The sequence below is a fragment of the Mesorhizobium sp. CC13 genome, assembly GCF_039907765.1.
Lineage (GTDB): Bacteria > Pseudomonadota > Alphaproteobacteria > Rhizobiales > Rhizobiaceae > Aminobacter.
Window position 1 is genome coordinate 152,080 of the sequence record NZ_JARDJI010000004.1, and the last position, 21,279, is coordinate 173,358.

24 protein-coding genes are annotated in these 21,279 nt (G+C 68.4%); 23 read left to right on the forward strand and 1 reads right to left on the reverse strand.

What is annotated here, in order from left to right:
• Positions 1 to 24: 24 nt before the first annotated feature.
• The gene (gene motA, locus PV773_RS08630; RefSeq protein ID WP_347965957.1) at positions 25 to 900 is read right to left on the reverse strand and encodes a flagellar motor stator protein MotA; all 876 of its coding nucleotides are present in this window, start codon (positions 898 to 900) and stop codon (positions 25 to 27) included.
• A gap of 152 nt (positions 901 to 1,052) precedes the next feature.
• Between motA and PV773_RS08635 the strand changes: the two genes are divergently transcribed.
• From PV773_RS08635 to PV773_RS08745, 23 genes are all read left to right on the forward strand, one after another.
• On the forward strand, positions 1,053 to 2,174 hold the full coding sequence (locus PV773_RS08635) for a DUF1217 domain-containing protein (RefSeq protein WP_347965958.1): 1,122 nt from the start codon (positions 1,053 to 1,055) through the stop codon (positions 2,172 to 2,174).
• Between the two features lie 7 nt (positions 2,175 to 2,181).
• Entirely contained in the window at positions 2,182 to 2,904 is a 723-nt protein-coding gene (gene flgF / locus PV773_RS08640) for a flagellar basal-body rod protein FlgF (RefSeq protein WP_347965959.1), read from the forward strand.
• 8 nt (positions 2,905 to 2,912) lie between these two features.
• Positions 2,913 to 4,313 (forward strand): flagellar protein export ATPase FliI, encoded by a 1,401-nt coding sequence (gene fliI, locus PV773_RS08645; RefSeq protein WP_347965960.1) that lies wholly within the window; start codon positions 2,913 to 2,915, stop codon positions 4,311 to 4,313.
• Complete coding sequence (locus tag PV773_RS08650) at positions 4,297 to 4,926, forward strand: hypothetical protein (RefSeq protein WP_347965961.1); 630 nt, start codon at positions 4,297 to 4,299, stop codon at positions 4,924 to 4,926. Before fliI ends, PV773_RS08650 begins: the two co-directional genes overlap by 17 nt.
• An 81-nt stretch (positions 4,927 to 5,007) precedes the next feature.
• The gene (flgB, locus tag PV773_RS08655) at positions 5,008 to 5,388 is read left to right on the forward strand and encodes a flagellar basal body rod protein FlgB (protein ID WP_347965962.1); all 381 of its coding nucleotides are present in this window, start codon (positions 5,008 to 5,010) and stop codon (positions 5,386 to 5,388) included.
• A gap of 5 nt (positions 5,389 to 5,393) precedes the next feature.
• Positions 5,394 to 5,813, forward strand: a complete 420-nt coding sequence (flgC, locus tag PV773_RS08660) for a flagellar basal body rod protein FlgC (RefSeq protein WP_340036729.1) — start codon at positions 5,394 to 5,396, stop codon at positions 5,811 to 5,813.
• The gene (locus PV773_RS08665) at positions 5,810 to 6,121 is read left to right on the forward strand and encodes a flagellar hook-basal body complex protein FliE (protein ID WP_347965963.1); all 312 of its coding nucleotides are present in this window, start codon (positions 5,810 to 5,812) and stop codon (positions 6,119 to 6,121) included. The genes flgC and PV773_RS08665 overlap by 4 nt, the downstream gene beginning before the upstream one ends.
• 11 nt (positions 6,122 to 6,132) lie before the next feature.
• Positions 6,133 to 6,921 carry a flagellar basal-body rod protein FlgG gene (gene flgG, locus PV773_RS08670; protein ID WP_347965964.1) on the forward strand — a complete coding sequence of 263 codons (789 nt, stop codon included), beginning with the start codon at positions 6,133 to 6,135 and terminating at the stop codon, positions 6,919 to 6,921.
• A 59-nt stretch (positions 6,922 to 6,980) separates the two neighbouring features.
• A complete protein-coding gene (gene flgA, locus PV773_RS08675; protein WP_347966086.1) occupies positions 6,981 to 7,400 on the forward strand; it encodes a flagellar basal body P-ring formation chaperone FlgA in 420 nt (139 codons plus the stop codon).
• Complete coding sequence (locus PV773_RS08680) at positions 7,397 to 8,668, forward strand: flagellar basal body P-ring protein FlgI (RefSeq protein ID WP_347965965.1); 1,272 nt, start codon at positions 7,397 to 7,399, stop codon at positions 8,666 to 8,668. The genes flgA and PV773_RS08680 overlap by 4 nt, the downstream gene beginning before the upstream one ends.
• Before the next feature lie 8 nt (positions 8,669 to 8,676).
• The gene (locus PV773_RS08685; RefSeq protein WP_347965966.1) at positions 8,677 to 9,228 is read left to right on the forward strand and encodes a MotE family protein; all 552 of its coding nucleotides are present in this window, start codon (positions 8,677 to 8,679) and stop codon (positions 9,226 to 9,228) included.
• Positions 9,225 to 9,932, forward strand: a complete 708-nt coding sequence (gene flgH / locus PV773_RS08690; protein ID WP_347965967.1) for a flagellar basal body L-ring protein FlgH — start codon at positions 9,225 to 9,227, stop codon at positions 9,930 to 9,932. Before PV773_RS08685 ends, flgH begins: the two co-directional genes overlap by 4 nt.
• 8 nt (positions 9,933 to 9,940) lie before the next feature.
• The gene (locus tag PV773_RS08695) at positions 9,941 to 10,432 is read left to right on the forward strand and encodes a flagellar basal body-associated FliL family protein (RefSeq protein ID WP_347965968.1); all 492 of its coding nucleotides are present in this window, start codon (positions 9,941 to 9,943) and stop codon (positions 10,430 to 10,432) included.
• Positions 10,429 to 11,160, forward strand: coding sequence for a flagellar type III secretion system pore protein FliP (gene fliP / locus PV773_RS08700; RefSeq protein ID WP_347965969.1), 732 nt, complete (start codon positions 10,429 to 10,431; stop codon positions 11,158 to 11,160). The genes PV773_RS08695 and fliP overlap by 4 nt, the downstream gene beginning before the upstream one ends.
• Positions 11,161 to 11,427: 267 nt before the next feature.
• Positions 11,428 to 12,210 carry a flagellin gene (locus PV773_RS08705; RefSeq protein ID WP_347965970.1) on the forward strand — a complete coding sequence of 261 codons (783 nt, stop codon included), beginning with the start codon at positions 11,428 to 11,430 and terminating at the stop codon, positions 12,208 to 12,210.
• 419 nt (positions 12,211 to 12,629) lie between these two features.
• Positions 12,630 to 13,502: a flagellin gene (locus PV773_RS08710; RefSeq protein WP_347965971.1), complete on the forward strand. Its 873-nt coding sequence runs from the start codon at positions 12,630 to 12,632 to the stop codon at positions 13,500 to 13,502.
• A 119-nt stretch (positions 13,503 to 13,621) separates the two neighbouring features.
• On the forward strand, positions 13,622 to 15,247 hold the full coding sequence (gene fliF / locus PV773_RS08715; RefSeq protein WP_347965972.1) for a flagellar basal-body MS-ring/collar protein FliF: 1,626 nt from the start codon (positions 13,622 to 13,624) through the stop codon (positions 15,245 to 15,247).
• Positions 15,247 to 15,867, forward strand: a complete 621-nt coding sequence (locus PV773_RS08720) for a hypothetical protein (RefSeq protein WP_347965973.1) — start codon at positions 15,247 to 15,249, stop codon at positions 15,865 to 15,867. The genes fliF and PV773_RS08720 overlap by 1 nt, the downstream gene beginning before the upstream one ends.
• On the forward strand, positions 15,864 to 17,201 hold the full coding sequence (locus tag PV773_RS08725) for a MotB family protein (protein WP_347965974.1): 1,338 nt from the start codon (positions 15,864 to 15,866) through the stop codon (positions 17,199 to 17,201). Before PV773_RS08720 ends, PV773_RS08725 begins: the two co-directional genes overlap by 4 nt.
• Entirely contained in the window at positions 17,198 to 18,544 is a 1,347-nt protein-coding gene (locus tag PV773_RS08730; RefSeq protein WP_347965975.1) for a chemotaxis protein MotC, read from the forward strand. The genes PV773_RS08725 and PV773_RS08730 overlap by 4 nt, the downstream gene beginning before the upstream one ends.
• Complete coding sequence (locus PV773_RS08735; RefSeq protein WP_347965976.1) at positions 18,541 to 19,827, forward strand: flagellar hook-length control protein FliK; 1,287 nt, start codon at positions 18,541 to 18,543, stop codon at positions 19,825 to 19,827. Before PV773_RS08730 ends, PV773_RS08735 begins: the two co-directional genes overlap by 4 nt.
• Entirely contained in the window at positions 19,763 to 20,347 is a 585-nt protein-coding gene (locus tag PV773_RS08740; protein ID WP_347966087.1) for a transglycosylase SLT domain-containing protein, read from the forward strand. The genes PV773_RS08735 and PV773_RS08740 overlap by 65 nt, the downstream gene beginning before the upstream one ends.
• A gap of 213 nt (positions 20,348 to 20,560) precedes the next feature.
• Positions 20,561 to 21,229 carry a response regulator transcription factor gene (locus PV773_RS08745; RefSeq protein ID WP_340036714.1) on the forward strand — a complete coding sequence of 223 codons (669 nt, stop codon included), beginning with the start codon at positions 20,561 to 20,563 and terminating at the stop codon, positions 21,227 to 21,229.
• Positions 21,230 to 21,279 lie beyond the last annotated feature (50 nt).

Below are 21,279 nucleotides of genomic sequence, written 5' to 3' on the forward strand. Positions count from 1 at the left end.
CCTTCGTCAGCGTCCGGCATCGGCTCAGGCCGCCTTCTTCTCGAGGTTGCCGGTGTTGAGCGTGCTCTGTTCCACCGCGTCGATCGACGGCCGGTCGTAGGACGAGATCGTCTTGCGGCCGAACTCGATCGCCACCTGCGGCAGCGAGCCGTTCATGTAGGCCAGCAGCGTCTGCTTCACGATGATGTAGAGGCGGTTCTTCTTCTCGCGCACCATCTTGATCTTGGCGGCGATCGGGCCGACGAGGGCATAGGACAGGAAGATGCCGAGGAAGGTGCCCACCAGCGCCGCGCCGATCAGCGCGCCGAGGATTTCCGGCGACTGGTCGAGCGCGCCCATCGCCTTGACCACGCCCAGCACCGCGGCCACGATGCCCAGCGCCGGCAGGCCGTCGCCGACCGCGACCAGCGCGTGGTACGACTTCAGCTTGTCCGAGCGGATGGTCTGGATCTCCTCGTCCATCAGCGCCTCGATCTCGTGCGGGCGGGCGTTGCCGATGATGATGATGCGGCAGTAGTCGCAGATGAAGTGCGTCAGGTCGTGGTTCTTCAGCACCGTCGGGAAGGCCTGGAAGATCGCCGATTCCTCGGGGTTGTCGATATGCGCCTCGACCTCCGACCGCGTCTTGGTCCTGAGCTCGCGCATCAGGCTGTGCAGCACGCCGAGCGTTTCGAGGTAGTCCTGCTCCTTCGGCACCGACTGCTTGAAGGCTTCGACGATGCCCCTGCCCGTGTCCTTGACCGTCGACATCGGGTTGGCGACCAGGAAGGTGCCGAGCGCGGCACCGCCGATGATGACGGCTTCCCACGGCTGCATGAGCACGCTGACCTTGCCGCCCATGGCCATGAAGCCGCCCAGCACGCAACCCAGCGTCACGACGAGTCCGATTAGAATGCCCACCGCAGGTCCTTCCGCATTGAAAGCAATACGCAGACAGCGATAGCGGTCGTGCCTTGTGTGAGGCTTGAAATGGCGCTGCGACCCGATTCAGCCTCGCGCAAGCATTCGCGCATAGTCTTCCCCGACTATCCTGCGGCGGAAGGGGCCAGGGCGTGCTCAATACCTATTCAAGCTACCAGTTGATCGCGAGGGACTTGAACAAGGCGCTCGACCGCGTCGAGTCCCGGCCGATGGTCGAGCGCGAGACGGAGTACTACCTCAAGAACATCACCAAGGTGAAAAGCGTCGACGAGTTCGTCAAGAACGACCGGCTGTTCCGTTACGCCATGAAGGCTTTCGGCCTGCAGGACATGGCCTACGCCAAGGCCTTCATGGCCAAGGTGCTGCGCGAGGGCGTCACCGATCCCGACAGCTTCGCCAACAAGCTGTCCGACAAGCGCTACGTCGAATTCGCCAAGAGCTTCAACTTCGCCGACCTCGGCGCCCGCGCCACCGTCTACAACAAGGCCCAGCAGGGCGCGGTCGACAAATACCTGGCCGCGGTCAAGCTCGGCGGGGGCGATCCCAATGCCGCCGCCGTGCAGCAGGAGGTCAAGTATTACCTCGACAACATCGTCAAGGTGAAATCGGCCAAGGAGTTCATGGCCGACACCCGGCTCTACACCTTCGCCATGAAGGCCTATGGCCTCGAATCCTCCATCCCCAACAAGGAGATGATGGAGAAGGTGCTGGTCGGCGGCGTGCGCGACCCCAAGAGCTTCGCCAACCAGATGGCCGACAAGCGCTACGCCGCCTTCGCCGCGGCCTTCAACTTCGAGGCCTACGGCGCCGACGCCACCACCACTAATCCGGCGCAGAAGCCGGCGACCGAGAAATTCGTCCGCCAGACGCTCGAGGAAGACGCCGGCCAGACCAACGAAGGCGTGCGGCTTGCCCTCTACTTCCAGCGCAAGGCGCCTTCCCTCACCAACTTCTACGAGGTGCTTGCCGACAAGGCGCTGGCCAAGGTCGTGCGCACCGCGCTCGGCCTGCCCGACTCGCTCGCCTCCGCCGACGTCGACCTGCAGGTCAAGCATTTCGAGCAGCGGCTGAAGGTCACCGACTTCTCCGATCCGAAGAAGCTCGGCGATTTCCTCAAGCGCTTCACCAGCATGTGGGAGATCGCCAACCCGACATCGCCGGTGCAGCAGTCGGCCGGCATCCTGTTCGGCCGGCCGGCTTCCTACGGGGTCTCTACCGACCTCATATTCGCCATGCAGAAGCTGAGGTTCTGAGGACATCATGCAGAACGGTCTCTACGTCGCGCTGTCGGCCCAGGTGGCGCTCGAAAAGCGCCTGAACACCATCGCCGACAACGTCGCCAATTCGTCCACCGTCGGCTTCCGCGCCACCGGCGTGAAGTTCGAGGACGTCGTCTCCGGCATCGGCGACAAGTCGGTGTCCTTCACCTCGCCGGGCGATACCTATCTCTCCACCCAGAGCGGCGGCCTGACCCAGACCGCCAATCCGTTCGACTTCGCCATCCGCGGCGACGCCTGGTTCGGCATCGAGACGCCGGCCGGCACCGTCATGACCCGCGACGGGCGCTTCACGCTCACCCAGGACGGGCAGCTGGTCACGCTGGAGGGCTATCCGGTGCTCGACGCCGGCGGCGCGCCGATGCAGCTCGATCCGCGGGCCGGCCCGCCGGAAGCCGGCGCCGACGGCTCGCTGCGCCAGGACGGGCGGCTGGTGGGCGCCATCGGCCTCTACGAATTCAACCCCGGCCCGAACTTCGTCCGCTACGGCAATTCCGGCGTGGTGCCCCCGGGGACGCCCGAGCCGGTCGTCGACCGCATGGCAGCGGGCGTCGCCCAGGGCTTCGTCGAGGAATCCAACGTCAACCCGGTCAAGGAGATGACCAGGCTCATCATGGTGCAGCGCGCCTTCGAGAACACGGCCGCGCTCATTCGCCAGACCGACGCCTCCTTCACCGACGCCATCAAGACCCTCGGGTCCAAGTAGGCCGCCAGTTGAGCACCCCCCTGCCCGCGATCCGCACCGACCTGCCCCCGGCACACGACAACCGGCTCGAGGCGCTGGAACAAGTCCGGCGCCGCTTCGCCGACGACCGCATGCTCGTCCGGCGCGGCGGCCGCGTCACCGAGATCGCGCCGACGCACTACAAGGTCCGCGGCCTCTCCGCCAGCGCCCGCCTCGGCGACATCGTCGAGCACGGCGGCCACGGTCTCGGCCGCCGCGGCGAGATCGTCCAGATCGGCCGCGACGAGGTGCTCGTCGCGCCCTATGAGAGCAGCGGCGACGTCGGCGTCGGCGATGCCGTCTTCACCCGCGGCCCGATCGCCGTCACCCCGCATCCGAGCTGGCGCGGCCGCGCCATCGATGCGCTCGCCCGCCCCATCGACCATGGCCCGCCGCTGATCCGCAGCGCTTCGCAGAAAGGTGCCGCCGTGGCGCCGCCGGCAGCGCTCGCCCGCCAGCGCGTCGACACCGGCTTCCGCACCGGCGTCCGCGTCATCGACATCTTCGCTCCGCTCTGCTTCGGCCAGCGCATGGGCATCTTCGCCGGCTCCGGCGTCGGCAAGTCGACGCTGCTCGCCATGCTGGCCGGCGCCGATGCCTTCGACACCGTCGTAGTCGCCCTGATCGGCGAGCGTGGCCGCGAGGTGCGCGAATTCCTCGAGGACACGATCGGCGCAGCCTCCATGGCCAAGACCATCGCCGTCGTCGCCACCAGCGACGAGAGCGCCATGATGCGCCGCCGCGCCCCCGACACCGCAATGCGCGTTGCCGAGCACTTCCGCGACCGCGGCGACCGTGTCCTGCTCGTGCTCGATTCCATCACCCGTTTCGCCCACGCGCTGCGCGAGGTGGCGATCGGCGCGGGCGAACCGCCGGTGGCGCGCGGCTATCCGGCATCCGTCTTCACCGAGCTTCCCAAGCTGCTCGAACGCGCCGGACCCGGCGTCGAGGGCAAGGGGTCGATCACTGCGATCATTTCGGTGCTGGTCGACGGCGACGACCACAACGACCCAGTCGCCGATTCCGTGCGCGGCATCCTCGACGGCCACATCGTGCTCGACCGCTCGATCGCCGAGCAGGGCCGCTACCCGCCCGTCAACCCGCTGTCGTCGATCTCGCGCCTCGCCGGCAAGGCCTGGACCGCGGACGAGCGCGTGCTCGTCGGCAAGCTCAAGGCGATGATCTCGCGCTTCGAGGACACGCGCGACATCCGCCTGCTCGGCGCCTACCAGCCCGGCGCGGACCCCGAGCTCGATCTCGCCGTGCGCCAGGTCCCGGTCATCTACGAGGCGCTGGCGCAGTCGCCGTCGGACGGCTCCGCGCCGGACCCGTTCTCCGATCTCGCCCGTCATCTGAAAGCCAAGGATAGAGCCAATGTTCAGACGGAATGATCCGGCCAGCGAACTGCTGGACATGATCGGCTCGAACCAGAAGCCGGCCACCCTGCTCGAACGCCTCGGGATGAAGCGCCGCACCGTCATTCTCGCCCCGCCGGCGCGCCGAAACGACCGTCGCGGCGACCTGATGATCGCCGGCCTGGGCATCGCCATCGGCCTCGCGAGCGCGCTCTTCCCCTGGTACATCTTCTTCAATCCGGAAAAATTCGGCGTGCGCGCGCTGAAGTTCGCCGGCGACGGGCAGAGCGAACAGTCGGTTCCGCTCGCTCTCGGCCAGCAGGTAGAGCGCGTCGGCGCGCCGATGTCGGTCGAGGACATCCCGCCGATGCAGCTGGACCTGTTCGCCACCGGTTCGCTGCGCCGCGACGAGGACGGGGGCCCCGGCGTGCCTGGGGTCGAGCAGCAGCCCTTCCCCGGCCCCACGGTCAACTTCACCCTCGTGCACGTCGCCAACGGCCGCGCCATGGTTCAGGACCAGACCGGGCTCTGGGTCGTGCAGCGCGGCTCCGTCCTGCCCGACTCGAGCCGCGTCGCCTCCATCGAGCAGCGCGACGGAAAATGGGTGCTCGTCACCTCCCGCGAGGACGTGGTCGAGCTCCAGCGCTGACCGTCCGCGGGGCTTGCGGCCGCGCGCAAGGCCCGCGCAAGACTGGGGCAATAGTGTTTGGAAATCTGCTCGGAGATTTCCATGGACCCCGTCAACCTCTTCGATCTGGCCGCCCAGCAGGCTCGCTGGCTCTCGGTGCGCCAGACGACCATCGCCGGCAACGTCGCCAACGCCAACACGCCCGGCTACCGCGCGAACGACGTCGAGCCCTTCGAGCAGGTTCTCGACCGCACGCGGGTGGCGATGACGGCGACGCAGGCCGGGCATCTCGGCGGCGGCGCCACCGATGCCAACTACGCCGTCCGCCAGCAGGAACCGGAAACCGCTGTCCTTCCCTCCGAAAACACGGTGGCGCTGGAGAGCGAACTGATCAAGGCCGGCGAGGTGCGCCGCTCGTTCGAGCTGAATACGGCCATCGTCAAGGCCTTCCACCGCATGGTCATGTTGAGCAGCAAGGCCTGAATGCCATGGATCCGCTGAGCGCAGCACTCAAGATCGCCGGCTCCGGCCTCGGCGCCCAGTCCGAACGGCTCCGCATCGTTTCGGAAAACCTCGCCAATGCGCAGTCGACCGGCGATACGCCCGGCGCCGAGCCGTATCGGCGCAAGACCATCAGCTTCGCCGCCGAACTCGACCGCGCGACCGGCGGCTCGACCGTCGAGATCGCCGCCATCGGCAACGACCAGTCGGCGTTCCCGCTCGAATTCCAGCCGGGCAACCAGGCCGCCGACGCCAACGGCTACGTCAAGATGCCCAACGTCAACGTGCTGATCGAGATGGCCGACATGAACGAGGCCAACCGGTCCTATGAAGCCAACCTGCAGGTCATCAAGCAGGCGCGCGATCTCATTTCCATGACCATCGACCTTATGAGGAGCCAGTCGTGATCGGTACCATCAGCCCGCTCGGCCCGCAGGCACTTAGCAAGCCGACGAGCATCGTTTCGGAAGCGGCCAGCGCCGCCACCGGCGACGTCGCGTCCTCCTTCGCCGCAGCCCTTGCCGACGCGGCCACCCAGACCGCGGCCACGCTGCGCCAGGCCGAGCAGATGTCCATCGCCGGCATGCAGGGTCACGCCGACACCCGCGAGGTGGTCGACGCGGTGATGACCGCCGAGCAGTCGCTGCAGGCCGCGATCGCCATCCGCGACAAGATCGTCACCGCCTATCTCGAAGTCAGCCGCATGGGCATCTGAGGACCACGACGATGAAAGCCCTCTCCATCGCCGCCACCGGCATGAACGCCCAGCAGACCAATCTCGAGGTGATCGCGAACAACATCGCGAACATCAACACAACCGGCTACAAGCGCGCCCGCGCCGAATTCTCCGACCTGCTCTACCAGGTCGACCGCATGCAGGGCGTTCCCAGCCGCGCCAACGCCGCGATCGTGCCGGAAGGCGTCAGCATCGGCCTCGGCGTCAAGACCGCGGCGGTCCGCAACGTCCACGTCCAGGGCGGCCTGACCAGCACCGGCAACCAGTTCGACATGGCGCTCACCGGCAAGGGCTGGTTCCAGATCGACGGGCCCGAAGGCGAGACGCTCTACACCCGCGCCGGCTCCTTCAACACCAACGCCACCGGCCAGCTCGTCACCGTCGACGGCTATGTCGTGACCGGCGGCATCACCATCGACCCCAATGCCACCGAGGTCGTCGTCAACAATTCCGGCCAGGTCTTCGCCCGCGTCGCCGGCCAGACGGATCTCGTGCAGCAGGGACAGCTGATGCTGTCGAACTTCGCCAACGAGGCGGGGCTCGCTCCGCTCGGCGACAACCTGTTCCAGGCGACCGAGGCCTCCGGCCCGGCCATCGACGGTATCCCCGGCGACCCCGGCTTCGCCACCGTCAAGCAGGGCTATCTGGAAAACTCCAACGTCGACCCGGTCAAGGAAATCACCGAGCTGATCTCGGCCCAGCGCGCCTACGAGATGAACTCCAAGGTCATCCAGGCGGCCGACGAGATGGCCGCCGTCGTCTCCAAGAACATCCGGTGAGCATGATGCGGCAGCGCCACGCCCTCCCTCGCATCCGCGCGGCAGCGCTCGCGCTCGCCATGCTCGGCGGCGCCGGCGCGGCCCGGGCGCAGGAGGTCGTTCTCGTCCCCGACCGCGTCATCTATCCCGGGGAGACGGTCGTCATGTCGTCGCTCCGGGAAGTCACGCTCAAGCCGGGCAAGGTGCGCCCGGACGGGGTCGCGACACGCGCCGAGGAGCTCGACGGCAAGGTCGCCAAGCGCACGCTGCTGCCCGGCCGCTACGTCGCGGCGGGCGCGCTGCGCCAGCCCTGGCTGGTCGACCGCGGCGCCGCCGTCCAGGTGGTCTTCGAGGCCGGCGCGCTGACGATTTCGGCCGCCGCCGTCGCCCTCGACCCGGGTTCCGCCGGCGACCAGGTCAAGGTGCGCAACGTCGACAGCGGCAAGATCCTCACCGGCACCGTCATGGCCGACGGCTCCATCCGCGTAGGTGCGACATGATCCGCAGGCTGGTACTCGCGGCGGTCGCCGTCCTCGGCCTCCAGGCAGCCTATGCCGACGGTCCCGAGGGCACGCCGATATCGGAGCTGCAGGAGCCCGGCGGCAAGCCGGTCGGCAACGGCGGCAGCGGCAACGACTACGCCGGTCTCGGCGAACGCGACGGCCTGGCCGGCGCCTATGACGACCCCGGCCGGCTGACCACGCTCAACAGCGGCGGCAACCTCGCCAGCGTCCGCATCAAGGATATCGCCGTCCTGCAGGAAGCGCGCGACAACCAGCTCGTCGGCTACGGCCTGGTGATCGGCCTCAACGGCTCCGGCGACAGCCTGCGCAACTCGCCCTTCACCGAGCAGTCGATAAGGGCGATGCTCGAAAATCTCGGCGTCGCCTCCGAGGACGGCCGCGCCCGCGTCCGCAACGTCGCCGCCGTCATCGTCACCGCCAACCTGCCCGCCTTCGTGCAGGCAGGCGCGCGCATCGACGTCAACGTCTCCTCGCTCGGCGATGCCTCGTCGCTGGCCGGCGGCACGCTCGTCATGACCCCGCTCAAGGCGGCCGACGGCGAGATCTACGCCGTGGCGCAGGGTTCCATGCTGGTCGGCGGCTTCAACGCCCAGGGCGCGGCCGAATCCGTGACGCAGGGAACCCCGACCGCCGGCCGCGTACCCAACGGCGCCATCGTCGAGCGCGAGGTCAAGGCGCGCTTCGTCGACGAGAACGTCCTGACCCTGCAGCTCCTCAACCCGGACTTCTCCACCGCCGTGCGCATCGCCGACGCCATCAACGGCTACGCCCGCCAGCGTTTCGGCAAGCGCGTCGCCGGCGAGCAGGATTCGCGCGCCGTCATCGTGCGCAAGCCCGAAGGCATCTCCACCGCACGCTTCTACGCCGAGCTCGAGAACCTGCTCGTCAAGTCGGATGCGCCCGCCCGCGTCGTCGTCGACGAGCGCACCGGCACCATCGTCATCGGCAACGAGGTCAAGGTCTCGCGCGTCGCCATCAGCCACGGCACGCTCACCGTGCGTATCACCGAGCAGCCGCGGGTGGTCCAGCCCGAGCCCTTCTCGCGCGGCCAGACGGCGGTCGAGGACTTCACCGTCATCGAGGCCGAGCGTCCCGGCTCCAAGGTCGGCCTGCTCAACGGCCCCGACCTGCAGACCCTGGTCGCCGGCCTCAACCGCCTCGGGGTCAAGCCCGACGGCATCATCGCTATCCTCCAGGGTATCAAGTCCGCAGGCGCCCTGCAGGCCGACCTGGTTGTGCAATAGGGCTCGTCATGGCGAACGTTCTTCCCCTTCCACTCCGCAGCCGGGCGCTCGCCGCGGCCGCCGTCGCGGCGGTGCTGATGGGCAGTGCCCCGTCGCACGCCCAGGAGGTCCGCCAGGTGCTCGACGGCCCCGAGGCCTCGGGCGAACGCGCAGCTCCCACCGCGCCCAGCGAGGTCGAGCGCTTCTGCTCCAACATCGCCGACGCCGCCCGCGACCGCCGCTATGCCATCCAGGCGGAGGAGCTCAGGAAGCTGCAGGCCGACGTCGACCAGCGCCTCGCCGCCCTCGAAGAGAAGCGCAGCGAATACGAGACCTGGCTCAAGCGCCGCGAGGTGTTCCTCGCCCGCGCCGAGGAGAACCTCGTGCAGATCTATTCGCGCATGAAACCCGACGCCGCCGCCGAGCGCCTTTCCGAGCTCAATGTCGAGCTCGCCTCGGCCATCCTGATGAAGCTCGACGCCCGCAAGTCGAGCGTCATCCTCAACGAAATGGAAAGCAAGTCGGCCGCGGAGCTCACCCGCGTCATGGCGAGCGCCACGCGCCGGGAAGACCCCTCATGACCAGAAACGCCCTTCTCGCGGCCTCGCTCGCCGGCGTGCTCGCCGGCTGCGCCGCCAATCTCAAGGAGATCAACAAGGAGCCCACCATGTCGGCGGTCGGCTCCGGCATCGACGACAGCAGCTCGGCGATGTACCGCTATCCCGAGGCGCCCACGGCACCGGTCAAGCGTTTCTCGCTGTGGCAGGACAAGCAGAGCCGCATGTTCACCGATCCGCGCGCCCTGCAGCCGGGCGACATCCTGACCGTCAGGATCCAGATCGACGACCGCGCCCGCTTCAAGAACGAGTCGGAGCGCTCGCGCACCTCCAATCGCAAGATCGGGCTCGGCATGGACATGGAATGGGACGGCGCCGGCACCGGCGGCTCGGCCGATGCCGACGTCGATTCCGAATCCAAGTTCGCCGGCGACGGCGCCACCTCCCGCTCCGAGAAGCTCGACCTCCTCGTCGCGGCCGTCGTGACCGAGGTGCTGCCCAACGGCAACATGATCATCCGCGGCTCGCAGGAGGTCCGCGTCAACGCCGAACTGCGCGTGCTCACCATCGCCGGCATCGTGCGCCCGTCCGACATCGGGCCGGAGAACACCATTCCCTACGAGCGCATCGCCGAGGCGCGCATCTCCTATGGCGGCCGCGGCCGCCTGACCGAGGTCCAGCAGCCACCCTACGGCCAGCAGTTCCTCGACCAGGTCCTCCCGTTCTAGGCGCGCCCATGTCGACCGTCGAACAGCCCCTCCCGCGCAAGACCGGCCCCTCGGCGGTCGTCCAGATCGGCATCCTCGTGCTCATGACCGCCGCCGCCGTCGGCATGGGCTGGCTGTCGGGCGCCTATCTCCAGGGCGAAGGCAAGCCGGCCGAAAAGCCGGCCGCGGAATCGCCGTCGCACAAGTCCGGTGAAGGCGGCGACCAGCGCCTGGCCAACGGCACGCTGGTGCAGCTCGCCCCGATCACCACCAACCTGGCCGCCCCGGACACCATGTGGGTGCGTCTCGAAGTCTCGCTGGTGCTCACCGAGCCGCAGCCGCCGGAAATGGCCGAGCGCGTCCACCAGGATCTGCTCGCCTATGCCCGCACCTTGCGCATCCACCAGATCCAAGGCGCCAGCGCGCTCCGCCAGCTCAAGACCGACCTCGACGAGCGCGCCGCGCTGCGCAGCGGCGGCAAGGTCAAGGAAGTCCTGATCAGGACGTTGCTGTTCGAATGAAGAAATTTCTGGCTACCGCCGCCATCCTGGCCGCCACGGTCCTTCCCGCCGGCGCCCAGCAGCTCGACCTGAGCGCGATCGGCAAGGCCGACGGCGCCACCGTCGGCTACATCATCCAGATGTTCGGCCTGCTCAGCGTGCTGTCGGTCGCGCCGGGCCTGCTCATCATGGTGACGAGCTTCACCCGCTTCGTCATCGCGTTCTCGATCCTGCGCACCGGCATCGGCCTGCAGTCCACCCCGGCCAACCTCATCCTGATCTCGCTGTCGCTGTTCATGACCTTCTACGTCATGGCGCCGACCTTCGATCAGGCCTGGCAGAACGGCGTCAAGCCGCTGATGGACGACCAGATCACCCAGGCCGAGGCGGTCGACCGCATTTCCGACCCGTTCCGCACCTTCATGATGCGCAACGTCCGCGACAAGGACTTCGCCCTCTTCGCCGACCTCGCCCGCGAGCGCGGCCAGGCGGTGTCGGAAGAGAAGGTCGACCTGCGCATCCTCGTTCCCGCCTTCATGATTTCCGAGATCCGCCGCGGCTTCGAGATCGGCTTCCTGATCGTGCTGCCCTTCCTCGTCATCGACCTCATCGTCGCCACCATCACCATGGCCATGGGCATGATGATGCTGCCGCCGACGGTGGTTTCCCTGCCCTTCAAGATCCTGTTCTTCGTGCTGATTGACGGCTGGAACCTGCTCGTCGGCAGCCTGGTGAGATCCTTCGCGTAGCTCAGCCGAGCTCTTCCCCCGCACATCCGAAAGTCAGGTCGCGCGACGGTTGCACCGCCGCGCGCAAAACGTGCATTCCTGTAAAAAAATCAGCAGGTTAACGCGGGTTAACCATACTATTTAGACCTTTGGTAGGAAGTCGCCCGTTAGATCGCGGTACAGGGCGAGTTGGCCACGACAGATGGCCATAGGCATGATGCCGCTTCGCCCGAGCCGGTGGTTTTCCGGCATGTTCCTCATAAAATTTGTGTACAAGGAACAGGGCTCATGGCTAGCCTTCTCACCAACGCGTCCGCAATGACGGCGCTGCAGACCCTCGCGAGCACCAACAAGAACCTCGAGACCACCCAGAACCGCATCGCCACCGGCCAGCGCGTTTCGACCGCTTCCGACAACGCGGCCTACTGGTCGATCGCCACGAGCATGCGTTCGCAGACCGGCGCCCTCAGCGCCGTGCAGGATGCCCTCGGCCTCGGCGCCGCCATCCTCGACACCGCTTCGAGCGCTCTCGAAGAGGCCATCGACAAGACCAAGGAAATCCTGGCCAAGTACGTTGCTCGCGCAACGCCGGGCACCGACACCGCCGCCATCGACGCTGAAATCACCCAGCTGAAGGCCCAGGTCACCTCGATCGCCCAGAACGCCGACTTCCAGGGCGTCAACATGCTCGAGACCGGCGGCACGGCTGCCAACATCGTGACCGGCTACCAGCCGGGCGCCGCTCCGACGACGATGACGGTTGCCGCCTACGATCTCGAAGCCGCGCTGGCTGCCGCGACCGACACCATGACCGTCGAGACCGCCCTGGACGCGATGAAGACCGCCGCCGCCGGCATCGGCGCGGCCAAGACCCGCGTCGACTCGCAGAAGTCGTTCACCAGCAAGCTGATCGACTCGATGGACCGCGGTATCGGCCAGCTGGTCGACGCCGACATGAACAAGGAGTCGGCACGTCTGGCCGCTCTGCAGACCCAGCAGCAGCTCGGCATCCAGGCGCTCTCGATCGCCAACTCGAGCTCGCAGTCGCTCCTGTCGCTGTTCCGCGGCTAACAATACCGGACGGGCGCGGTTCGCCGCGCCCGCATCGATATCGATCCGAGCCGTCTCAGGCATGTGGATCGAAGGCCGGGTCGCACCGCAAGGTGCGGCCCGGTTTTCTTTTTTGGCCTTGCTCTGTCTGCTGGCCCCGGTCGCATCCTGCGCCCGACAGGTCGCCGCCCGCGCATGCCTCCGCGCCTCCCCGCTCCCAGATAGCCACGCACAAGCTCGGTTCCGGTAAATTCCCGCCGACGGTGCGCGTGCGCTGGCGCGTGCCGCGTCGTCGTTAATTCGCCGTTAACCATAGTTGTTTAGTCGTGGTTAACCAATTGCATTGCCGGTTTGGCCCGCGTCATCGGCGGAGCGGACTGAAACCGCAATCGGCACGCGCCCGCGAGGCGGCGCGCAGATCGACAGAGGGGGCCCATTCGATGTCCAGCATTATGACCAACGCGTCGGCAATGACCGCGCTTCAAAGCCTGAGCTCCACCAACAAGGCGCTTCAGGTCGCCCAGGGGCGCATCTCCACCGGCTATCGCGTCGCCGAGGCGTCCGACAACGCCGCCTACTGGTCCATCGCCACCACCATGCGCTCCGACAACAAGGCCAACTCGTCCGTGCAGGACGCCCTCGGCCTCGGCGCTGGCAAGGTCGACACCGCCTACACCGCTCTCAAGGACGTCATCGGCGTCATCGACGACGTCAAGCAGAAGCTGATCACCGCGCGCGGCCAGGGCCTCGACATCCGCCAGCAGATCCAGGGCGAGATCGCCACCCTGCAGGTCCACCTCAAGAGCGCGGCGGTCGGCGCCAGCTATGCCGGCTCCAACATGCTCGCCACCGACGATCCGGGCCCGGTCGAGATCGTCTCCTCCTACAACCGTGCCGCCGACGGCACCGTCACCCTCGGCAAGGTCTCGATCGACATAACCAACATCACGCTCTTTGCCGCCAACGGCACGCCCAAGCCGATCACCGCCGACATCATGGCCATCGACGTCGAGACCAACGGCACCGACGCCGACATCGACGGCTACCTCGCCGACATCGAGACGGCGCTGACGTCGATGACCCTGGCCGCCTCCGAGCTCGGCGCCGCCAAGTCGCACATCGACCTGCAGAAGGACTTCGTCTCCAAGCTGATGGATTCCATCGACCGCGGCGTCGGCCAGCTCGTCGACGCCGACATGAACAAGGAATCGACCCGCCTGCAGGCGCTCCAGGTGCAGCAGCAGCTCGGTATCCAGGCGCTGTCGATCGCCAACTCCAATTCGCAGGCGATCCTCTCCCTGTTCAAGGGCTGACCGGCCGCCCGAACCCGCATCCCATCTCTGTGGGCCGCGCCTCGCGCGGCCCATTTCATTTTCGCACAAGCTTCGAGTTCTAGGGTCTCCGTGGAAGATATTGCGGGGAGCCTTCGCACGTGCCCGAACAGATCCAGAGCATCGTCGCCAATCTGCAGAGCTTCGGCCCGCGCCGGCTCGCGATTCTCGGCGGCATCGCCGCCCTTGTGCTCGCCATCGTCGGCGTGGCGTCGGTCTATCTCAACCGTCCCGCCTACGAGACCCTCTATGTCGGCCTCGAGCGCTCCGACGTGAACCAGATCGGCATGGTGCTGAGCGAGGCCGGCATCGGCTTCGACGTCGCCTCCGACGGCACCACCGTGCTCGTCCCCGCCGGCTCCACCGCCAAGGCGCGCATGCTGCTCGCCGAGAAGGGCCTGCCGACCAGCGCCAACGCCGGCTACGAGCTGTTCGACAATGTCGGCTCGCTCGGCCTCACCTCGTTCATGCAGCAGGTTACCCGCGTGCGCGCCCTCGAAGGCGAGATCGCCCGCACCATCCAGTCGATCGAGGGCATCAAGGCGGCCCGCGTCCATATCGTCATGTCCGAACGGGCGAACTTCCGCCGCGACGAGCAGAAGCCTTCGGCCTCCGTGGTCATCCGCGCCGCAAACGCCGACGCCGAGAAGTCCGCCCTGTCGATCCGCCATCTCGTTGCCGCCGCTGTCCCCGGGCTCGACGCCGAGCGCGTGACCGTGCTCGACGCCGGCGGCAACCTGCTCGCCTCGGGCGACGATCCCAGCAATTCGAGCGCTGCCCGCGCCATCGGCGTCGAGCGCACCGTCGAGACCCAGATCGAGGAGAACATCCGCCGCGCGCTCGCCGCCTATCTCGGCTCGGACAATTTCCGCGCCAGCGTCAAGGCCGAGGTCAACACCGATTCGCGCCAGACCGAGGAGACCATCTTCGATCCCGATTCGCGCGTCGAACGCTCGGTCCAGGTCGTGCGCGCCAATGAGAACAGCAACCAGAAGCAGTCGGCCACCCCGACCACCGTCGAGCAGAACCTGCCCGATGCCGAGGCGACGGCGACCGAGGGGCCGCAGTCGAGCTCGGCCAGCGACCGCAAGGAAGAGATCACCAACTACGAGATGAACTCCAAGCGCATCGCCACCGTCTCCAACGGCTACACCGTCACCAAGATGTCGATTGCCGTCGTCGTCAACCAGCAGCGCCTCGCCGCGGTGCTCGGCCAGAACGCGACGCCCGAGGCGATCGCCGCCCGCGTCGCCGACATCCAGAAGCTGGTCGCCTCCGCCACCGGCTTCGACGAGAAGCGCGGCGACAGCATCAACGTCTCGGCGGTGGAGTTCATCGACGGCCTCGAGGGCGAGGAGGTCTCCGGACCGGGCGTGCTCGCCTCCATCGGCCAGTACGCCGGCACCATGATCAATGCCGCCGCCTTCATCGTCGTCGTCTTCCTCGTCGCCTTCTTCGGCCTCAGGCCGATGGCGACCGCGCTCTCCAAGCCGGCGACGCCCGCTTTGGCCGGCCCGAGCTTCGAGGAGGTGCAGCGCTCGCTGCCGACGCCGGAGGCCGCCGCCGAGGCGCCGCCGGCCCTGCCCGGCGCCCGCCCCAACGCCATCGACGACCTGCGCAACAAGCTGCGCCCCGCGCCGCAGGACAGGCTCGCCCGCATGGTCGACCTCAATGAGGAACGCACCGCGCTCATCCTGCGCAAATGGGCCGCCGCGGAGGCCGCCTGATGTCCATCGCCGCACTGTTCGAACGGCTGACCGACTTCGCGCCGCACGCCCCGCGCGATGCCGAGCCCGCGCGGCCGGCGGGCGCCGCCTATCCCAAGCCGGTGCCGGACCTCGACGTTCCGGCCCTGGTCGCCGCGGCCGTCGCCGAGGCCGAGGCCGCGCTCGCGGCGCGACTTGCCCAGGAGCATGAGGCAGCGCTCGAGGCCGAGCGCCAGCGCCACGGAGCCGAACTTGCGGCACTGGGCGCCCGCCTCGGCTCCGATGCGGGCGCCGTCATCATGGCCGGCATCGGCGACATGGAGGCGCGCCTCGTCCACCTCACCACCGATGCGGCGGCACGCGTCATCGCCGGGCTGGTCAGCGACGACATCCGCAGCCGTTCGATCGATGCGCTCGCCGCCGCCGTTCTCGCGGCCCTGGCCGACCGCGACGCCGTGCGCATCAAGGTCAGCGGGCCGCAATTCATGTTCGACGCGCTCGCCGCCGCCCTCGGCGACCGCGCCGAAGCCGTCGACTTCACCGAGGCCGCCGGCTTCGACCTCGGCGTCGCCATCGACGACAGCCTGTTCGAGACCCGGCTCGGCGAATGGTCCGCCGCCCTTTCCGAGACCCTGCCATGAGCGTCGCCAACGACAGTGAACCGCGGCACGAGATCGTCATCGTCAGGCGCCACCATGGCGACCATGACGAGGCCCACCATGGCGGCGTCTGGAAGATCGCCTTCGCCGACTTCATGACGGCGATGATGTGCTTCTTCCTTGTCATGTGGCTGATCAGCGCCGCCAACGAGCAGACCAAGGCGGCGGTCGCGAGCTACTTCAATCCGGTCAAGCTGGTCGACCGCAACGCCAGCCGCAAGGGCATCGAGGAGCTCGGCGACGGTCCCAATTCCGTCGGCCTCACCGCCGAGGATCCCCAGCAGGCGAGCGACAAGGCCGGCACCGACGGCCGCGGCAATGCCGGCCCCTCCACCGAGCAGAATTCCGTCGATGCCGCCGACACGGTGAAGCGCTCCGACGAGCAGCTGTTCAGCGACCCCTATGCCGTGCTCGCCGAGATCGCGCAGGACACCGGTCAAAAGGCCAACGTCTCCGACAAGGGCGACGGCGGCGCGCAGGAGGCCGGCCCCGCGACCGGCGCCTCGGGCGGCGACGCCTATCGCGATCCCTTCGCGCCGGACTTCTGGACCGAGCAGGTGGCGACGCCCGCCGCCGAGGCGAGCTCCGAGCGCGCCGCCCTCGAGGGCGAGCCGGCCAAGCCCGGCGACAAGGCCGCCCGCTCGGAGATCCCGCCGGCCGTGAAGGCCGTGGAGGCAAAGCCCGGAGCCGCCGCCGAACAGGTTCCGCCGGCGACCCCGGCGCCGACCGCGACGGCGCGCGAGAAGGCCGAGACGGCCGGCGACGCGCCCAACCCGGATGCCGCCGAAGCCGAGGCCCTAGCCACGGCACCCGCCAAGCCCGGGGCCAAGCCCGACGACCGGCCGACCCAGGACACGATCGACCAGGCCGACGCCATCCGCCGCGAGCTGGCCGAAGCGCTCAAGCCCGGCGAGCAGCTTCCCGACGGCATGTCCGTCGTCGCCACCGACAAGGGCGTCGTCATCTCCGTCACCGAGCAGCTCGATTTCGGCATGTTCGAGATCGGCTCCGCCGTGCCGCGCCGCGAGCTGGTCCACGCCATGGAGAAGATCGCCAAGACCATCGCCGCCCATGACGGCAAGGTCTCGATCAACGGCCACACCGACGCGCGCCCGTTCAAGAGCGGCACCTACGACAACTGGCGGCTTTCTACCGCCCGCGCCCACTCGGCCTATTACATGCTGGTCCGCGCCGGGCTCGACGAGAAGCGCATCGTCGAGGTCGCCGGCTTCGCCGACCGCAAGCTGAAGGACCCGGCCAATCCCTACGCGGCCGTCAACCGACGCATCGAGATCCTGCTGGAGCACGACGAATGAGGCTGGTGGCGACCCTCTCCGGCGCCGCTGCCCTTGTCGCGCTGTTCGCCGCCGGCGCGCCCGGCGCTGCGCGCGCCGCCGAGGCGCCGGCGCTGGAACCCTACCAGATGGTGCGCTGCCTGCAGCTGGTGCAGGACCGCATCGCCGCCGGCGACCTCGCCTCGCTGCCGATGCAACGCAAGCTGCTGGAGCTGACCGACCAGCGCATGCGCTCCGCCGAACCCGGCGAGTTCAGCGACAAGAAGAACTTCCGCGCCCTGCTCATCTACGCCATGAGCGGCGGCAATCCCGTCACCATCGAGCAGGTCGTGTCGCGCCTCACCCTCGAGGAGGCCGACCGGACCATGGCCCAGGGCGTCATCGACTATCTGCGCGGCAAGCCCAGGGGCACCATCGCGGCGCTGGCAGCCGTCGAGCCGCTGGCGCAGACCTCCGAGCTCGGCGCCTTCCTCGCCCTGGTCAAGGGCTCGGTGGCGATCACCGAGACGCCGGAGACGGCGGTCGAGCTGTTCGACCAGGCGCGCCTGCTCGCCCCCGGCACGCTCGTCGAGGAGGCGGCGCTGCGCCGCTCGGTCGGCCTTGCCCCCCGGCTCGCCGACGGCGGCCGCTTCCTGCGCAACTCCACCCAATATGTCCGCGCCTATCTGCGCTCGCCCTACGCCAGCCAGTTCGCCGATGCCTTCGTTGCGGGCGTCGTCGCGCTTAACGGCCAGATCAATCTCGACGCGCTGGCCGACATCACCGCCATGATGGACGCCGAGCAGGAGAAGGTCGTCTACCTGCGCATCGCCCGCCGCGCCGCCATCGACGGCCTCACCGAGCTTTCCGCCTATGCCTCGCGCAAGGCCGAGCAGGGCCGCGACGGCCAGCGCAACGACGCCGACCCGCGCACCCAGCTCTATTCCGGCTTGTCCGCCGTCACCTCCGGCTCGGTCGAGGAGATGCTGGGCAAGCTCGGCGGCATCGACCGCGAAAAGCTCTCCAAGGGCGACCGTGCCCTCCTCGACGCCGCCGAGGCGGTGGCCTCCGAGGTGGTTTCCAGCGTGCCCACCGGCTCGCCGACCGGCGCCCCGCCCACCGACATCGGCGACCTGCCGCCGGCCTCGATCGACATCGACACCGCCGCTCCCGCCGACCCGATGGTGCCGGACGCCATGGAGCCCGTGCCCGAGGCCACGGCGGCCGCGCCCGCGACGATCCGCGAACCGGCCGTGCCGGCCGTCGCCGACCCCGCCCCCATTGCCGCGCAGCCGGCCGCCGCCGAGCCGGGCGATCCAAGGATCATCGACGCCCGCCGCAAGCTCGAGGCCATCGACGAACTTCTCGGAGGCTCCCCCAAATGACCGACGCCATCCGCCCGGCGCTGGCCGGCCCGCTCGCCAGGCAGGCGCCCGCAACCGGCCGTTCCGCCCTCGCCGGCGACGAAGAGGCCGCCGATTTCGGCAGCGCCCTGCTCGAGCCCAGGCAGTCGCCCAAAAGCCAGGCCGGCGCCGAAGCGCCGCACGGCAAGCGCCTGCAGCAGCTGCTCGAGCGGCTGGCCGAAGCATCGTCCGCCGCCGAACCGCCTGAGCCGCTGGCGACCGCCGCCGCGGTCGAGGAGAGCGAGGCAACTCCGTCCGACGAGACCTCGCCTGCCGTCGCCGAAGCCGACGCCGAGCCCAAGGCGGCGGATGAGGCGCCGGGCGCCGCCATGCCGTTGCTCATAGCGCTTAGCGAACTGCGCAAGGCTGCGAGCCAGCCGGCCGACGCCGCTTCGGAGGACGGCGAGGCCGCCGCCGAAAGACATCCCGGCGCTTCGGGCGACACGCCCGCCGCCAGCCGCCCGTCGCTCGTGCTCGCCGGCCTGCAGCCGCGCAATCCCTCCGACGGCATTTCGCCGCCGCCGGGCATGGCCGTGTCGGCCGAGGCGCGTGGCTCGGAGAAGCCGGGCGCAACCCCCGGCGAAGCCCCCGGCCAGCTGGTCAAGGACATCGTGGTCGATGCCGAGAGGCCGCGGCCCGCTCAGCAGTCCGGCCAGGCGGACCAGCCGGCCGCCCCTGCCCGCGTCTCCGTGGTTGCCGAGCAGTTCATTCCGGCACCGGCTTCCCCCGGCCCGAGCGGGACGACCGGCGCACTGGCGCTCGCCATCGCATCCTCAGCCCCCGGCAGGTCGGCTGCCGCCGCCGCAGCGCAGGTCCACGATGGCACTTCCGCGCCGGGCGCGACCCATGTTCTGAAGATCCAGTTGCGGCCCGTCGAGCTGGGCATGGTCACTGCCAGCCTGCGCCTCTCCGGAGAGCAACTCAGCGTTGAGATCGAGGTGGAGAACGCAGAGGCCTACCAGCGCCTTTCGGCCGATCGCGAGGCGCTCACCAGTGCCCTGCGCGGTCTCGGCTTCGAGGTCGATCGCCTCACCATCCAGCAGCCCCAGGCCAACGCCGGCACCCCGGCCCGCAACGACGGTTCGGCCTTCGCGGGTGGGGCGGGCGGACGCGACCAGCCGGCCTTCCAGTCGGGCGGCACGGGCAGCGAGAGCGGCGGGTCGGGCAGCGGCCAGGCAGGACGGAGAGCACCGGATGAAGATGGCAACCTGCGCAATATCTCGACGCTTGACCCTGGCCGTCCTGGCAGCAGCCTCTATATCTAGCGTTTCGCTGGCCTCGGCATCCGCCGCCGTCAATCCGTGCGAGCCGGAGATCCTGCGCGCCGCCGATCGCTACGGCGTGCCGGTCGGCATCCTCTATGCGGTCGGCCTAACCGAGACCGGCAAGAAGGGCAGTCTTCAGCCCAATGCATTGAATATAGAAGGAAAAGCGGTGTTTCCGCGCAATCCGGCCGAAGCCCTCGCGGCGTTCGAGGCCGCGCGCGGCGAAGGCAAGACCCTGATCGACCTCGGCTGCATGCAGATCAACTTCCGCTACCACGCGGCCGAGTTCAGCAGCGTCCGCGACATGCTCGATCCGCGCCTCAACGTCGACTACGCCGCGCGCTTCCTCGTCAGCCTGCGCAAGCGCCACGAGAGCTGGTCGATGGCCGTCGCCCGCTATCACGCCGGCCCCGACAACGACCCGGCGCAGAAGCGCTATGTCTGCCGCGTCATCGCCAACATGGTCGCCACCGGCTTCGGCCAATGGACCTCGAACGCCAGGAGCTTCTGCAACTCCTAGGCGTCTTGACCCCAACGCCCGGCCGCCCGCCGGGCCGTCGACCGCATTTTTCGAACCGCATTGCCGCTGCACGCATGTCGTGCAGCGCTGCAACCTGCGCGATTCACGACTCCCCAAAAAATATAGGCAAGATCTCGCGATTGGAGACACCCGCCGGCGACCGCTACCGATTGGTTAACGGGGCATTAACTTTTCGATTCGGAGGCGGGGCCGATGATAGTGGTTGTCGACGAGCGCGAGCTCGTCACCAAGGGATACAATTCGCTTTTCGACCGGGAAGGCGTGGCTTGCGCGGGTTTCCGCTCCACCGAATTCGGCGAATGGGTTTCGAGCGCTCCCGACGAGGATCTCCGCTCGGTTCGCGCCTTCCTCATCGGCGACTGCCGGGAGGGCGCCATCTCGCCGCGCCAGCTGCGTGACCGCACCAAGGCGCCGGTGATCGCGCTCAGCGAGCAGAACAACCTCGAAAACACCCTCAAGCTTTTCGAATCCGGCGTCGATGACGTCATTCGCAAGCCGGTCCACATCCGCGAGATCCTGGCGCGCATCTCGGCGATCCGCCGCCGTGCCCAGGAGGACACCGGCTTCACCCAGATCGGCGCGATGCGCATCTTCATGGATGGCCGCGATCCCGAGATCGACGGCGAGCCGCTGCCTCTGCCGCGCCGCGAACGCCGCATTCTCGAATACTTGGCAAGCAACAGCGGCCGCCGCGTCACCAAGACCCAGGTGTTCAACGCCATCTATGGCGTCTTCGACGAAGAAGTCGAAGAAAACGTCGTCGAGAGCCACATCAGCAAGCTTCGCAAGAAGCTGCGCGAGCGTCTCGGCCACGACCCGATCGATTCCAAGCGCTTCCTCGGCTACCGCCTGATCGTCTGACCTGAGCCGCCAGCCTCGCGCAAGACATGCCACGTAGCTTGCTCTCGTGG